Below are 15,749 nucleotides of genomic sequence, written 5' to 3' on the forward strand. Positions count from 1 at the left end.
GTCAACCCCTGGGACACGAGACGGTTACCACCGAGAAATCTCGCCGTTTCGTTCTTGCAAACCCTTTCGCAAGAGATTGCAGCCTGTTACGTTCCTCCACAGCTCGGGGCCGCCCGCGACGGTCGGCCTCCTTCATGAGGAGATCCATATGCGAAGAGGCATATCGGTCGCTGCCGTCGTCGGTGTGCTGGCACTCACCGCGACCGCGTGCGGCGGTGACGGCGGGGGCGGGAACGACGGCGCCAAGGCGGCGAGCGACCCGGGCAGCGTGACCGGCACGGTGACCTGGTGGGACACCTCGGACGCCACCAACGAGGCGCCCGTGTTCAAGAAGCTGGTCTCGGCGTTCGAGCAGAAGTACCCGAAGATCAAGGTCGAGTACGTCAACGTGCCGTTCGACCAGGCCCAGCAGAAGTTCAAGACCGCCGCCGCCACCGGCAAGGGCGCCCCGGACGTGCTGCGCTCCGACGTCGGCTGGACGCCCGGCTTCGCCCAGCTCGGCTACCTCAAGGACCTCTCCGGCACCCCGGCGCTCGACAGGACCGAGGACTTCCTCGAAGGGCCGCTGAAGAACGCGGCGTACCAGGGAAAGACGTACGGCGTCCCGCAGGTCACCGACACCCTCGGACTGCTCTACAACAAGGAGCTGTTCCGGAAGGCGGGCGTCGACAAGCCCCCGGCCACCTGGCAGGAGGTCAAGGACGCCGCCCTGAAGATCAAGGAGAAGACGGGCGCCGAGGGCATCGGCCTCAGCCCCGACAGCTACTACTCGCTGCCCTTCCTCTACGGCGAGAAGAGCGACATGGTCGACGTCGCCAAGAAGAAGATCACCATCTCCTCGGCCGCGTCCCTCAAGGGCGTCGAGACCGCCGTCGACCTGGTGAAGTCCGGCGCCGCGCCCAAGCCGGCCGGCACCGACGGCTACAACGCCCTCAAGACGGACTTCAAGAACGGCAAGCTGGCGATGCTGCTCGACGGCCCCTGGGCGACCAAGGAGATCTTCGGCGGCGACGCGTACAAGTCCAAGGACAACCTGGGCATCTCGGCCGTCCCGGCCGGTTCCACGGGCACCGCGGGCGCGCCGGTCGGCGGCCACAACCTGGTGGTCTACGCGGGCTCGAAGAACTTCGACGCCTCCTACCTCTTCACCCGCTTCATGACCGACGCCGCGCAGCAGGAGCAGGCCTCGACCGGCGTGGGCGTGCTGCCGACGCGCAAGTCCGCCTACACCAAGGACGTCCTGGCCGACCCGGTGCGCAGCGCGTACCACCAGGCGCTGTCGAAGGCCCACCCGCGGCCCGCGATCCCGCAGGGCGGCGACCTGTTCACGGACTGGCTCCAGCACTACACGAAGATCCTCACGCTCAAGGAGGAGCCGAAGGAAGGGCTGGACGCCACGGCCAAGGCCTGGCAGTCCGCGCTCCTCAAGGACTACGGCATCGAGGAGTAGGGCCTGATGGCCACTGTCGTCACCAGGGTCCGGCGCTCCTTCGGCACCCACTGGTACGCGTGGGCGATGGTGCTGCCCGTCGTCATCGTCCTCGCGGTCCTCGTCGGCTACCCGCTGGCCAAGGGCATCTACCTGTCCTTCACCGACGCCAACGAGGCGAACGTCGCGCGCACCATCGGGGTCAACCACATCGAGGCGACCTACAAGTCGGTCGGCCTGGACAACTACTGGAAGGTGCTCTCCGGGCAGGAGGGACACTTCTACTCCCGCCTCGGCTGGACGGTGGTGTGGACCGCATCGTGCGTGTTCCTGCACTACACGCTCGGCCTCGGGCTCGCCCTCCTGCTCAACCGGCCGATGCGGTTCCGGGCGCTGTACCGGGTGCTGCTGATCCTGCCGTGGGCGGTGCCTGCCTTCGTCGCCACCTTCTCCTGGCGGCTGATGTTCAACGAGAAGTACGGCGTGCTCAACGCCTTCCTGACGAAGCTGGGCATGGACCCGGTGGACTGGCTGGGCGACGCGACGCTGCAGAAGGTGTCGGCGGTGGCGGTGAACGTCTGGCTGGGCGTGCCGTTCATGATGGTGGCGATCCTGGGCGGGCTGCAGTCCATCCCGCGGGAGCTGCACGAGGCCGCGGAGATGGACGGCGCCACCCCCTGGCAGCGGTTCCGGCACGTGACGCTGCCGGGGCTGAAGACCGTGAGCGGGACGGTGATCCTGCTCGGCGTGATCTGGACGTTCAACATGTTCCAGGTCATCTACCTGCTGATCGGGCAGGGCGCGAGCTCCGAGAGCGAGATCCTCGTGACGCACGCCTACCGGCTGGCCTTCCAGGGCGTCCGCGACTACGCGGGCTCGGCCACGTACGGCATCCTCATCCTCTCGCTGCTGCTGGTCTTCGCCGTCTTCTACCGCCGGATGCTCACCCGACAGGAGGCCGTGCGATGAGCACCGCCCAGCCCGTACGCCCCCTCCGGCACCGCCCGCGCGAGCAGCGCTCGCGCACGGCGTCGGCCGCGCTGCACACGGCGCTGATCGCCGCGAGCGTGGTGTCGGTCTTCCCGGTCGCCTTCATCGTCTTCGTCTCGCTGCGGGGGCGCGACGGCTGGCAGGAGCCCACGCGGTTCGTGGGCTTCGACGCCTCCAACTACAGCCACATCCTGGGCGAGACGAAGTTCCTGACGTGGTTCGGCAATTCGGTGATCGTGGCGCTGGGGGCGACCGTCCTCGGCGTGCTCATCGCGGCGACCGCCGGCTACGCCGTCTCGCGGATGCGCTTCCCCGGTCACCGGCCGCTGATGTGGACCTTCCTGGTCGTTCAGATGTTCCCGATGGCGGTGCTGATCGTGCCGCTGTACAACATTCTCGGTGAGCTGGAACTCCTGGACTCCTACACCGGGCTGATCGTGACGTACTGCTCGATCTCCGTGCCGTTCTGCGCGTGGATGCTCAAGGGGTACTTCGACACCGTCCCCGTCGAGATCGACGAGGCGGGGCGGGTGGACGGGCTGACCCCCTTCGGCACGTTCTGGCGGCTCATCGTGCCGCTCGCCCGCCCGGGCCTGGCCGTGACCGGCTTCTACTCCTTCATCACCGCCTGGGGCGAGGTCGCCTTCGCCACCCAGTTCATGAGCAGCGAGGAGCACTACACCCTCGCCGTGGGCCTGCAGACGTTCGTCGGCCAGCAGAAGGCCGAGTGGGGCCTGATGGCGGCCGCGGCCGTGCTGATCACCGTCCCGGCGGCCCTGGTGTTCTTCGTCGCCCAGCGGCACCTGGTGGCCGGCCTGACCGCGGGCGGCACCAAGGGCTGACCGCCACCGGCACCGCTGACCTTGTCCGCCCGCCGTCGTTGACCCGTGGGGACCCACGCGTTTCCCCGCTTCCGCCACCGCAACCGAATCGATAGGACGTACATGACCCAGGACCTCGCGCCCTCCGTCCGCCCGGCCGCCGCCGCCCCGTCCGAGGCCGTATCCGAGGGATGGTGGCGCAGCGCCGTCATCTACCAGGTGTACGTGCGCTCGTTCGCCGACAGCGACGGCGACGGCATCGGCGACCTGCGAGGGATCCGCGACCGCCTGCCGTACCTGGCCGAGCTGGGTGTGGACGCGGTGTGGCTCACGCCGTTCTACGCCTCGCCGCAGGCGGACGGCGGCTACGACGTCGCGGACTACCGGGCCGTGGACCCGCTGTTCGGCGACCTGTCCGACGCGGACGACCTGGTGCGGGAGGCGCACCGGCTGGGCCTGCGGGTGATCGTCGACATCGTGCCCAACCACACCTCCGACCAGCACGCCTGGTTCCGGGCGGCCCTCGCCGACAGAGACGGTGGTCCGGCGCGGGAGCGCTACCACTTCCGGCCGGGCCGCGGCGCGTCCGGGGAACTGCCGCCGAACGACTGGGAGTCGGTCTTCGGCGGCCCGGCGTGGACGCGCACGGCGCGCCCGGACGGCACGCCCGGCGAGTGGTACCTGCACCTGTTCGCGCCGGAGCAGCCCGACCTGAACTGGGACGACCGGGAGGTCCGCGAGGAGTTCGAGTCCGTGCTGCGGTTCTGGCTGGACCTGGGCGTGGACGGCTTCCGAATCGACGTCGCGCACGGCATGGTCAAGGCGCCGGGGCTGCCGGACATCGGGCTGAGCGAGCAGGCCAAGCTCATCGGAGCCCAGGTGCTGCCCTTCTTCGACCAGGACGGGGTGCACGAGATCCACCGCGCCTGGCGGCGGCTGCTGGACTCCTACCCGGGCGAGCGGATCGGCGTGGCGGAGGCGTGGGCGCCGACCTCGGAGCGGCTCGCGCTGTACGTGCGCCCGGACGAGCTGCACCAGGCGTTCAACTTCCAGTTCCTGACCTGCGACTGGGGCGCCGGCGCGATGCGCACGGTGATCGACGACTCGCTGGCGGCGACCCGCTCGGTGGGCGCGCCCACGACCTGGGTGCTCTCCAACCACGACGTGGTGCGGCACACCACGCGCTACGGCGGCGGGGAGCGGGGGCTCGCGCGGGCGCGGGCGGCGGCGCTGCTGATGCTGGCCCTGCCGGGCTCGGCGTACGTCTACCAGGGCGAGGAGCTGGGCCTGCCGGAGGTCGTGGACCTGCCGGACGAGGTGCGCCAGGACCCGGCGTTCTTCCGCGGCGACGGGCAGGACGGCACGCGCGACGGCTGCCGGGTGCCGATCCCGTGGTCGGGCGAGGCCGCGCCGTACGGCTTCGGGCCGGGCGGCAGCTGGCTGCCGCAGCCGGAGCAGTGGGCGGAGCTGTCGGTGGCGGCGCAGTCCGGCGACCCGCGCTCGACGCTGGAGCTCTACCGCTCGGCGCTGGCCCTGCGGCACGAGCTGCCGGGGCTGGGCGACGGGGAGATGACGTGGCTGGAGGCGCCCGAGGGCGTGCTGGCCTTCGCCCGGCCGGGCCTGGTGTGCACGCTGAACACGGGCGACGAGGAGGTCGGGATGCCGGTCCCGGGGCGCCCGGTGCTGGCCACGGCCGCCTTGGAATTCACCGGTGGTACGGTCCGTATCCCCTCTGATTCATGTGTTTGGTGGGCAGTCTGAAATGCGACCGGTAAGGTCCAGTCCTGTGACCGCACGGCTGGCCGATATCGCGGCCCAAGCGGGTGTCAGCGAAGCAACCGTCAGCCGGGTACTCAACGGGAAGCCGGGGGTCGCCGCCTCCACCCGCGAGTCCGTGCTGGCCGCGCTCGACGTCCTGGGCTACGAGCGCCCCGTGCGGCTGCGGCAGCGCAGCGCGGGCCTGGTCGGGCTGATCACGCCCGAGCTGGACAACCCCATATTCCCGGCCTTCGCCCAGGTGATCGGCCAGGCCCTGACGCGCCAGGGCTACACCCCGGTGCTGGCCACGCAGACGCCCGGCGGCTCCACGGAGGACGAGCTCACGGAGATGCTCGTCGACCGCGGGGTCTCCGGCATCATCTTCGTCTCCGGGCTGCACGCCGACACCTCGGCGGACATGCAGCGCTACGAGCGGCTGCGGGCCCAGGGCGTGCCGTTCGTGCTGATCAACGGCTTCTCGTCAAAGGTGCGGGCGCCGTTCGTCTCGCCGGACGACCGGGCCGCGGTGCGGCTGGCCGTCACCCATCTGGCCGCACTGGGGCACCGGCGGATCGGCCTGGCGCTGGGCCCGCGCCGGTACGTGCCGGTGCAGCGCAAGATCGAGGGGTTCCTGCGCAGCATGCGCGAGGAGCTGGGCCTGGCGGAGGCCGAGGCCCAGCAGCTGGTGCAGCACTCGCTGTTCACGCTGGAGGGCGGTCAGGCGGCGGCAGCGGCGCTCATCGAGCGCGGCTGCACGGCCGTGGTGTGCGCGAGCGACATGATGGCGCTGGGCGTGATCCGGGCGGCCCGTCAGCACGGTCTGGAGGTCCCGCGCGACGTCTCGGTCGTGGGCTTCGACGACTCGCCGCTCATCGCCTTCACGGACCCGCCGCTGACGACGATCCGGCAGCCGGTGCAGTCGATGGGGCAGGCCGCGGTGCGCGCGCTGCTGGAGGAGATCGGGGGCACTCCGGCGCCGCACAGCGAGTTCGTCTTCCTCCCCGAACTGGTGGTTCGGGGTTCAACCGCATCGGTCCCGGAAACCCGGCCGAAAGCGGGCGAAGACCAGACTTGGGGATGATCTGCCGCAGGCCGGTTTCTGGCAGACTGTTTCCCTATGGGTGAAGCGACGGCAAGGACACTGGAGGGCCGGACGGCCGCCCCGCCACCCACCGAGGAGCGCGCGGACAGGCCGTCGGCGGATCGTGCCACTCAGCAGCGGACCGGCCTGCGGAGGCTTCGTGCTCCGCGCAGGCCGCGTCTGTGGTTCGAGGTGCTGCTGATCGCGGTGAGTTACTGGACGTACTCCCTGGTGCGCAACGCCGTTCCCGAGCAGCGGACGGCCGCCCTCCGCAACGCGGACTGGATATGGCGGGCCGAGCACACGCTGCAGATCGCCGTGGAGCATTCGATCAACCACGCGGTGAACTCGGTGACGTGGCTGATCGTGGGCATGAACTACTACTACGCCACCTTGCACTTCGTGCTGACGATCGGTGTGCTGGTGTGGCTCTACCGATGGCATCCCGGCCGTTATTCCGCCGCCAGGCTGGCCCTCTTCGCCACCACGGCCGTGGCGTTGCTCGGCTATTACCTCTTCCCCCTGGCCCCGCCCCGGCTGATGCTGGGCGAGCACTTCGTCGACACCGTCGTGGTGCACCACACCTGGGGCTCCATGGCCTCCGGCAACCTGGCCGACATGTCCAACCAGTACGCGGCGATGCCGTCGATGCACATCGGCTGGTCCACCTGGTGCGGTGTCATCATCGCGATGGTGGCGCGCCCGGTGTGGGCGAAGGTGCTCGGCCTGCTGTATCCGGTCGCCACGCTGGTGGTCATCGTGGCCACGGCCAACCACTTCTGGCTCGACGCCGTGGGCGGCCTGCTCTGCCTCTCCTTCGGCTTCGCCGTCTCCTTCGCGTGGTTCGGGGCGACACCGGGCCGGCTGGAACGGCGCGTGGCGTAGCTTCCCGGGGCCCGGCGGCCGCGGCTCCGGGCCGCGGCTCACGCCCCGTAGAACAGCTCGTCCACCACGGCGCGGGCGCGCCGCGTCGTCCGCCGGTACTCGTCGAGCATGTCGCCCACGTGGCCGGGCTCGTAGCCGAGATAGCGGCCCACGGCCGCCAGCTCCCGCGGCTCCGTGGGGAAGGTGTCCCCGGACCGGCCGCGCACGAGCATGACCGCGTTGCGCACGCTCGTCGCGAGAACCCACGCATCATCCAGGATGGCAGCCGCCTCCGTGCTCAGCAGCTCGGCGGCGCGGGCCGCGGCGAGCGCCTTGCGGGTGCGGGTCGTGCGCAGCCCGGGCTCGGCCCAGGCGTGCCGCAGCTGCAGCAGCTGGACGGTCCACTCCACGTCCGACAGGCCGCCGCGCCCGAGCTTGGTGTGGGTCGTGGGGTCCGCGCCGCGCGGCAGGCGCTCGCGCTCCATGCGGGCCTTGAGCCGCCGGATCTCGCGCACGGCGTCCTCGCCGAGGCCCTCGGCGGGATAGCGCAGCGGGTCGATCAGGTCGATGAACCGCTGTCCCAGCTCGGCGTCGCCCGCGACCGGCTTGGCGCGCAGCAGCGCCTGGCTCTCCCACACCAGCGACCAGCGCCGGTAGTAGGCGGCGTACGAGGCGAGGCTGCGCACGATGGGGCCCGACTTGCCCTCGGGGCGCAGGTCCGCGTCGATGTGCAGGGGCGGATCGGTCGTGGGAAGTTGGAGGAGGCGGCGCATCTCCCCCGCGACGGCGAAGGCCGCCTTGGCCGCCTCCTCGTCGGAGACGCCCTCGCGGGGCTCGTGCACGAAGAGCACGTCGGCGTCCGAGCCGTAGCCCTGCTCGTGGCCGCCGAAGCGGCCCATGCCGATGACGGCGAAGCGCGTGGGCAGGGTGTCGCCCCACTCGGCGCGCACCGCGGCGCGCAGGGCGCCCGCGACGGCGGCGGCGTTGAGGTCGGAGACGGCGTCGCCGACGGTGTCGACGCGGACGTGGGGGTCGCGCTCGCCGTTGGGCGTGCCCGCGCCCTGGGAGCCGTTGCGCCCGTAGGCCCCGATGATGTCCGCGGCGGCGGTGCGGAACAGCTCGCGGCGGCGGACCCCGCGGACGGCGACGATCGCCGCCTCGGCGTCCTCGGAGCGGTTGACGGCGGCCAGCGTCTCCTGTTCGAGGGCCTCCCGGCCGCGCGGGCGCAGGCCCTCGGGGTCGCCGAGCAGGGCCACGGCCTCGGGGGCGCGCAGCAGCAGGTCGGGGGCGAGGCGGCCGGCGGAGAGCACACGGGCGAGGTTCTCGGCCGCGGCGCCCTCGTCGCGCAGCAGCCGCAGATACCAGGGGGTGCGGCCGAGGGCGTCGGAGACCTTGTGGAAGTTGAGCAGGCCCGCGTCGGGGTCGGCGGAGTCGGCGAACCAGCCGAGCAGGACGGGCAGCAGGGTGCGCTGGATGGCGGCCTTGCGGGACACGCCCGAGGCGAGCGCCTCCAGGTGGCGCAGGGCGGCGGCGGGGTCGCCGTAGCCGAGGGCCTGCAGGCGGTTGCCCGCCTCCTTGGCGCTGAGCCGGATCTCGCCGGGCTCCAGCTGGGCGACGGCGTCCAGCAGCGGCCGGTAGAAGAGCTTCTCGTGCAGCCGGCGCACCTCGCGCGCGTGCCGCTTCCACTCGCGGCCCAGAGCGTCGACCGGCTCCGTGCCCGGCGGCCACTGCAGGACGCGGGCGAGGGAGCGCCCGAGGCGGCGCTGGTCGGCCTCGGCCTCCGGCATCAGGTGCGTGCGGCGCAGGCGGTGGAGCTGGATGTGGTGCTCCATCGTGCGCAGGAAGCGGTAGGCGGCGTCGAACGCGGCGGCGTCGGAGCGGCCCACGTAGCCGCCGGCGGCCAGGGCGGTCAGGGCGTCGAGGGTGCCGGAGGCGCGCAGCGTGGCGTCGCCGCGGCCGTGGACGAGCTGCAGCAGCTGTACGGCGAACTCGACGTCGCGCAGGCCGCCCGGGCCGAGCTTGAGCTCGCGGTCGACCTGGCCGGCGGGGATGGAGGCGATGACGCGGCGGCGCATCTGCTGCACGTCGGGCACGAAGTTCTCGCGCTCGGCGGCCTGCCACACCAGGGGGGCGACGGCGTCCGCGTAGGCCTGCCCCAGGGCGAGGTCGCCGGCGACCGGGCGGGCCTTGAGGAGGGCCTGGAACTCCCAGGTCTTGGCCCAGCGTTGGTAGTAGGCGAGGTGGCTGGAGAGGGTGCGCACGAGGGGGCCGTTGCGGCCCTCGGGCCGCAGGTTGGCGTCCACGGGCCAGATGGTGCCCTCGGGCGTGACGTCGGAGCAGACGCGCATCATCCGGGAGGCCAGGCGTGTGGCGGCCTGCAGGGCGGGGCCCTCGGCCGTCCCCTCCTTCGCCTCCGCCACGAAGACGACGTCCACGTCCGAGACGTAATTGAGCTCGCCGCCGCCGCACTTGCCCATGCCGATGACCGCGAGCCGGCAGGCCGCGGCGTCCCCGGGCTGCTCCTCGGCGGCGATGCCCAGGGCGGCGCGCAGGGTGACGGTGGCCAGGTCCGCGAGCTCGGCGGCGGTCTGCGCCACGTCGGTGGTGCCGCACACGTCCCGCGCGGCGATGGTCAGCAGGCAGCGGCGGTAGGCGGCGCGCAGGGCGTCCGCGGCGTCCAGCCCGGCCTCCCGGCCGCCGCGCGCGCCGCCGGCCAGCGCCTTTTCGAACTCCGGTACGCCGGGGTTGAGATCGGCCGCCTCGTAGGTGACGAGCGCGTGCCAGTCACCGGGGTGGCGGGCGAGGTGGTCACCGAGCGCCTCGGAGGCGCCGAGGACCCCGAGCAGCCGGTCGCGCAGCGGCTTGGCGGTGACGAGCGTGTCCATCAGGGCCTGCCGGTCGCCGTCCTCCCGGGCGTCGAGCGCCTCCGCGAGCCGGACGAGGCCGTGCAGCGCGAGGTCGGGATCGGCGGTGGCGCCGAGGGCGTCGAGCAGGACGGGGTCGGTGCGTCTCGCCACGAGCGCCGGAGCCTCCAGCCGCCGCTCGGCGGCCGCCGGGTCGGTGAAGCCGTACTTCAGCAGCCGGGTGTACGAGCTGCTGCGACGCCCTTCAGGCAGTGTCATCGGCACCTCTCGCTCGCGCGCTGCGGCCATGATAGCCGCGGGGCCCGACGGCCCCGCGGCCCCGGATGCCGCTTACAGCACCGGCAGCATCTTGCGCAGCTCGAACGCCGTGACCTCCGAGCGGTACTCCTCCCACTCCTGCTTCTTGTTGCGCAGGAAGAAGTCGAAGACGTGCTCGCCGAGGGTCTCGGCCACCAGTTCGCTGCGCTCCATCAGCTCGATGGCCTCGCCGAGGTTCTGCGGCAGGGGCTCGATGCCCATGGCGCGGCGCTCGGAGTCGGACAGCGCCCACACGTCGTCGTCGGCGCCGGCCGGGAGCTCGTAGCCCTCCTCGATGCCCTTGAGGCCCGCGGCCAGCAGGACCGCGTAGGTCAGGTAGGGGTTGGCGCCGGAGTCGATGGAGCGGACCTCCACGCGCGTCGACCCGGTCTTGCCGGGCTTGTACATGGGGACGCGGATGAGCGCGGAGCGGTTGTTGTGGCCCCAGCAGATGTACGAGGGGGCCTCGCCGCCGGCGCCCGCGGTGCGCTTCGAGCCGCCCCAGATGCGCTTGTAGGAGTTGACCCACTGGTTGGTGACGGCGGAGGTCTCCGCGGCGTGCCGGAGCAGGCCGGCGATGAAGGACCGGCCGACCTTGGAGAGCTGGTACTCGGCGCCGGACTCGTAGAAGGCGTTGCGGTCGCCCTCGAAGAGGGAGAGGTGGGTGTGCATGCCCGAGCCGGGGTACTCGGAGAACGGCTTGGGCATGAACGTGGCCTGCACGCCCTGCTCCAGCGCGACCTGCTTCATCACGAGCCGGAAGGTCATGATGTTGTCGGCGGTGGAGAGCGCGTCGGCGTAGCGCAGGTCGATCTCCTGCTGGCCGGGGGCGCCCTCGTGGTGGCTGAACTCGACCGAGATGCCCATCGATTCGAGCATGGTGATCGCCTGGCGGCGGAAGTCCATGCCCACGTTCTGCGGGGTGTGGTCGAAGTAGCCGGAGGAGTCGGCGGGCACCGGGCGGGTGCCGTCCACCGGCTTGTCCTTGAGCAGGAAGAACTCGATCTCGGGGTGGGTGTAGAAGGTGAAGCCGAGGTCGGAGGTCTTGGCGAGGATGCGCTTGAGGACGTAGCGCGGGTCCGCGTAGGAGGGCGAGCCGTCGGGCATGAGGATGTCGCAGAACATCCGGGCGGTGCCGGGGGCCTCGGCGCGCCAGGGCAGGATCTGGAAGGTGCCCGGATCCGGCTTGGCGATCATGTCGGACTCGTAGACGCGGGCGAAGCCCTCGATCGCGGAGCCGTCGAAGCCGATGCCCTCGTCGAAGGCCTGCTCCAGTTCGGCGGGGGCGACGGCCACGGACTTCAGATAGCCCAGCACGTCGGTGAACCACAGCCGCACGAAGCGGATGTCGCGCTCTTCCAGAGTGCGGAGCACGAACTCCTGCTGCTTATCCATAGCTACCCATCCTCGCTGGTCAGGCCGCCCCTTCCCAAGCCGCGGGGCACGTCGGGGGGCATAGAGCATCCCACCACATGATGTCGGGCGCGTTGCATGCGTGAGTCCGGACGCGGAGTCCGGGTGCCCGGGATGCCCCCACCCCCATACTGCCTGCTCACCCGCGGGTGCCGCACGGCCGGGCCGCCGGCCGGGCCGTATCCGGCCCGCGCTCCGAGAGCCGCATCAGCAGCCGCCGGGGGTACTGCACCGTGGCCAGGGGCCGCGGGCGGGGGTCCGTGCCGGGCGCGCACTCCATCCGCCAGCGGTGGCACAGGGTGGCCAGGACGAGCGTCGCCTCGGTCATGGCGTAGACGTCACCGACGCACTTGCGGGCGCCGACGCCGAAGATCGCGAAGCCGTCGCGGGGCGGCCGCCCGGGCTGGTCCGCGGGCCAGCGGGCGGGGCGGAACTCCGCCGGGCACAGGTGCACGGCGGGGCTGTGGTGGACGACCGGCGGGCTGACGACGACCGTGGTCCCGGGCGGCAGCCGCCGGCCGGCCAGCTCCACCGGGGCCGTGGTGACGCGGGTGAACAGCCAGGCGGGCGGGTAGAGGCGCAGCGATTCGGTGACGACCTGGCCGGTGCGGGGCAGACGGGGAAGGTCGGCGGGCGTCACGGCGCGGTCGCCGAGGACGGCGTCGAGTTCGGCGCGCAGCTCCCGGGCGGCCTCCGGGTGCCGGACCAGGGCGTAGAGCGACCAGGTCAGGGCCGCGGCCACGGTCTCCGAGCCGCCGAAGACCATCGTCGTCACCTGATCGTGGATCTCGGCGTCGGTCAGTCCTCCGCGGCCGTCCTCCTCGCGGGCGGCGATCAGGGTGGACAGCAGGTCGCCGTGGTCCTGTCCGCCGCGCCGGTACGCGGTGACGAGGCGGTCCACCGTGCCGTGCAGGTCGGCGAGGGCGCGGGCGTAGCGGCGGTTCGCGGGCAGGGGCAGGCGCTGGACCGGCCCGGGCACGAACATCCGCCGGAAGAGTCCGCCGAGCGCGACGCGGAAGGAGTCCTGGAGGCGGGCCACCTCCTCCTCGGCCAGGTGGGCCGAGAAGAGGGTGCGGGTGACGGTGCGCAGGGCGAGCCCGAACATGGCGGGGAAGACGTCGACGACCCGGCCGCCGGACCAGGACGCGGACAGCCGGGCGGCCTCGTCGGCCATCACCTCCGCGTAGCCCTCCAGGCGGGTGCGGTGGAACGACGGCTGGACCAGCCGCCGCTGGCGGCGGTGGTCCCGGTGCTCGCAGCTGCCCAGGCCGTTGCCGACGACGTCCCGGAACCGGGTGAAGAACGCCCCGCCCTTGTCGAAGGTCCGGTCGTCGAAGAGCACCTGCCGCAGGAGGTCGGGATGGCAGGGGACGTAGGCCGGGACGGAGCCCAGGCGGATCTCCACCAGGTCGCCGTGCGCGGGCAGGGAACGGAGGAAGTCGAGGGGCCTGCGCATCAGCGGCCAGGCATGGCCGACGAGCGGCAGGGCCCCGGGGGCGGTTCCGGACACGTACGTGGCGGGCATGGCGGTCCCTCAATCGGCGGTGCACCGAACGCGCCACGAGGTTTTCCGCCGCGACGGGGCTCAAAACCCCGGCTTTCTCCGGTTCGACGGCTCCTGAACGCCGGGGGCGGGGCGGGTGGCCACGGGATGGAGGGGCCGGTTCCGTACGCTCGGCCGCCGCGTGGGGCCCCTCGCGGCGGACGGGAACGCCCCCGCAGGCGCCCGTCCGCCGCGGCGGTCAGGAGCGGTCCGGCTGCCGGAAGCGGGTCGGCGGGGTCGCCAGGATCGCCGTCGCCACCGACTGCGGGCGGTCGTACATCAGCAGGTGGCCCGCGGGGGCCACCGCCTCGAAGCGGCCGTCGAGGCGCTCGGCGAGCGCCCGCTGCCGCTCCAGCCAGCGGCGTTCCAGCCAGGAGCCGGTGCCCGGGGAGGCCGCGAGGACGCTCACGGGCACCGGCGGCATGGGCCGGCTCTCGCGCAGGGCGTCCAGCTCGGCGGCCACGTCGCGGTAGCGGGCGTTCTCCATCAGCAGGGCGCGCACCACCCGCCCGGTGCCGTACGTGCGCCGCACCAGGTCGGCCGGGGCGGGGTCCTGGCGGTTGACGGAGGAGACGCGGACGGTGAGCCGGCGCAGGGACGGGCCGAGCGCCCGCGGCAGCCCCGCGGCGGCGACGACCACGCCCCGGGCGTGCGCGGCGGTGGTGCGCAGCTCGCGGGCGGGGGCGGGGCGGGCGTCCTCCTCGACGCTGCCGTCGACCAGCACGATGCCGGCCGTGCGCTGCGGGTGCAGCCGGGCGAACGCCTCGGCGTGGAAGCCGGCCAGGGAGTGGCCGACGACCGTCGCGGGCTCGCGCAGGCCCAGCGCGTCGAGGACGCCGGCTATCCGGTCGGCCTCGCCCGCGGCGGTGGGCGGCTCCAGGGGCGGGGCGCTGAAGCCGAGGCCGGGCCGGTCGAAGCGGACGACGGTGCGGTGCGGGGTGAGGAGCGGCACGACGGGCTCCCAGTCGAACCAGCCCATGCCGAGCCCGGCGCTGAGCACGCACACCGGACCCGACCCCTCGCGCACCACGTGCAGCGGCACACCGCCGACCCTCAGCATGCGCCCCGGCGGCCGGGCCGCCTCGCGCCCGGGCGTCCGCGGCCGCACCGTGCCGTTCACGCCGCTGCCGCCGTTCGCGCTGTTCATGGGCTCCCCCTCGTCGCTCTCCGACAAGCTAACGGACGAGGCTCTCCCGGTGCTCCGGTGCCACCCAGTGGGGTTTGCGGAACTTCAGGAACGCCAGCGGCGCGAGGAACCCGAGGACGAGCAGCCCTCCGCCGACGGTGAGCAGGTAGCGCCACAGCGGGCCGCCGCCGAACTGCTCGGGCGGCACGAAGCCGATGCACATGGCGGCGAGCGAGGCCGCGAAGCCGACGCCGGCGACGAGGTGCAGGGCGGGCACGCGGAAGCCGCGCGGCCGGTCCGGCTGGGTGGCCCGCAGGCGCACGGCGGCGGCGAACATCAGCAGGTAGACGACGAGGTAGATCTGCGTGGTGATCACGGAGAAGATCCAGTACGCGCTGGAGACGTCCGGGACGAACGCGTAGAGGAGCGCGATGACGGTGGTCAGCCCGCCCTGGGCGACCATGATGTTGCGCTGGACGCCGTTCTTGTTGAGCTTCTGCAGCACGGGCGGCAGGTAGCCCTCCTGCCGGGCGACCATCAGCAGCCCCTTGGACGGCCCGGCCAGCCACGCGAGCATGCCGCCGAGCGCCGCCGCGACGAGCAGCACGCCGACGACCTTGGTCAGCCAGCCCACGTGGAAGTGGTCGAAGAAGCCCTGGAAGGCCTGCATCACTCCGGCGGTGAGGCTGAGGTCCTCGCCCGGCATCACCCAGCTGATGGCCAGGGCGGGCAGGATGAAGATCAGCAGGACCAGGCCGGTGGCCGCGAACACCGAGCGCGGGAACTGCCGGCCGGGCTCGCGCAGCGAGGAGACATGGACGCCGTTCATCTCCATGCCCGCGTACGACAGGAAGTTGCCGACGATCAGCACGAGGCTGGCCAGGCCGGTCCACGGCGGCAGGAGGTGACCGCTGTCCATGGGCGCGGCGGAGGCGTTGCCCTGGCCGAGGAAGACCAGGCCGAGGACGACGAGGACGACGCCCGGGATCAGGGTGCCGATGACGAGGCCCATGCTGGAGAGCCCGGCCACGGCCTTCGTGCCGCGGGAGGAGATCAGCACGCCGGCCCAGTAGACGACGACGATCACGATGGCGACGTAGACGCCGTTGTCGGCGAGCCGCGGGTCGACGACGTACGCGAAGGTGCTCGCCACGTAGGCCAGCAGGCTCGGGTAGTAGGCGATCGTCATCGCGAACTGGCACCACACGGCCAGGAAGCCCAGCGGCTTGGAGAGCCCCTCGCTGACCCAGCGGTAGATGCCGCCGGTCCAGCCCGAGGCCAGCTCGGCGGAGACCAGGGCGGTCGGCAGCAGGAAGACGACGGCCGGGAGGAGGTAGAGGAAGACGGCGGCGAGCCCGTAGAGCGCCATGGACGGCGACGGCCGCAGGTTGGCGACGGAGGCGGTGGTCATCATCGCGAGGGTCACCCACGAGATGAACTGCGGCTGCGGGGCCGCCGGCGGTGCGGGGACGGCGGCGACGGGACGGTCGTCCCTCACCTGTTCCGTGATGGTCATGGGAGGGGGAGCGTCCTTCAAGCCGTACGTCAATCGTTTTCGCCCCA

General features: G+C 72.4%; 11 protein-coding genes. 6 read left to right on the plus strand and 5 right to left on the minus strand.

The window, feature by feature from the left end; translation table 11 throughout:
- The first annotated feature begins 148 nt into the window (after positions 1–148).
- From NQU55_RS27290 to NQU55_RS27315, 6 genes are all read left to right on the plus strand, one after another.
- Positions 149–1,450 carry an extracellular solute-binding protein gene (locus tag NQU55_RS27290; protein WP_168093629.1) on the plus strand — a complete coding sequence of 434 codons (1,302 nt, stop codon included), beginning with the start codon at positions 149–151 and terminating at the stop codon, positions 1,448–1,450.
- 6 nt (positions 1,451–1,456) lie between these two features.
- Complete coding sequence (locus tag NQU55_RS27295; protein ID WP_168093630.1) at positions 1,457–2,398, plus strand: carbohydrate ABC transporter permease; 942 nt, start codon at positions 1,457–1,459, stop codon at positions 2,396–2,398.
- Positions 2,395–3,261, plus strand: a complete 867-nt coding sequence (locus NQU55_RS27300; RefSeq protein ID WP_168093631.1) for a sugar ABC transporter permease — start codon at positions 2,395–2,397, stop codon at positions 3,259–3,261. The genes NQU55_RS27295 and NQU55_RS27300 overlap by 4 nt, the downstream gene beginning before the upstream one ends.
- Before the next feature lie 102 nt (positions 3,262–3,363).
- A complete protein-coding gene (locus NQU55_RS27305) occupies positions 3,364–5,001 on the plus strand; it encodes a glycoside hydrolase family 13 protein (RefSeq protein ID WP_168093632.1) in 1,638 nt (545 codons plus the stop codon).
- A 25-nt stretch (positions 5,002–5,026) separates the two neighbouring features.
- Entirely contained in the window at positions 5,027–6,079 is a 1,053-nt protein-coding gene (locus NQU55_RS27310) for a LacI family DNA-binding transcriptional regulator (protein WP_168093633.1), read from the plus strand.
- A gap of 36 nt (positions 6,080–6,115) precedes the next feature.
- Complete coding sequence (locus NQU55_RS27315) at positions 6,116–6,964, plus strand: phosphatase PAP2 family protein (RefSeq protein WP_168093634.1); 849 nt, start codon at positions 6,116–6,118, stop codon at positions 6,962–6,964.
- Between the two features lie 38 nt (positions 6,965–7,002).
- Here NQU55_RS27315 and NQU55_RS27320 read toward each other — a convergent pair whose 3' ends face one another.
- The 5 genes from NQU55_RS27320 to gadC form a co-directional block, all read right to left on the minus strand.
- Positions 7,003–10,065, minus strand: a complete 3,063-nt coding sequence (locus tag NQU55_RS27320; protein WP_256791349.1) for a bifunctional [glutamine synthetase] adenylyltransferase/[glutamine synthetase]-adenylyl-L-tyrosine phosphorylase — start codon at positions 10,063–10,065, stop codon at positions 7,003–7,005.
- Between the two features lie 72 nt (positions 10,066–10,137).
- Positions 10,138–11,499 carry a gamma-glutamylpolyamine synthetase GlnA2 gene (glnA2, locus tag NQU55_RS27325; RefSeq protein ID WP_168092976.1) on the minus strand — a complete coding sequence of 454 codons (1,362 nt, stop codon included), beginning with the start codon at positions 11,497–11,499 and terminating at the stop codon, positions 10,138–10,140.
- Between the two features lie 157 nt (positions 11,500–11,656).
- Positions 11,657–13,042: a cytochrome P450 gene (locus NQU55_RS27330; RefSeq protein WP_168092975.1), complete on the minus strand. Its 1,386-nt coding sequence runs from the start codon at positions 13,040–13,042 to the stop codon at positions 11,657–11,659.
- Positions 13,043–13,259: 217 nt separating this feature from the next.
- Complete coding sequence (locus NQU55_RS27335) at positions 13,260–14,120, minus strand: alpha/beta fold hydrolase (RefSeq protein ID WP_168092979.1); 861 nt, start codon at positions 14,118–14,120, stop codon at positions 13,260–13,262.
- A 115-nt stretch (positions 14,121–14,235) separates the two neighbouring features.
- Positions 14,236–15,702 (minus strand): glutamate/gamma-aminobutyrate antiporter GadC, encoded by a 1,467-nt coding sequence (gene gadC, locus NQU55_RS27340; RefSeq protein ID WP_168092974.1) that lies wholly within the window; start codon positions 15,700–15,702, stop codon positions 14,236–14,238.
- Between the last annotated feature and the right edge of the window lie 47 nt (positions 15,703–15,749).

It is taken from the genome of Streptomyces telluris (genome assembly GCF_024519335.1).
Classification (GTDB): domain Bacteria; phylum Actinomycetota; class Actinomycetes; order Streptomycetales; family Streptomycetaceae; genus Streptomyces; species Streptomyces telluris.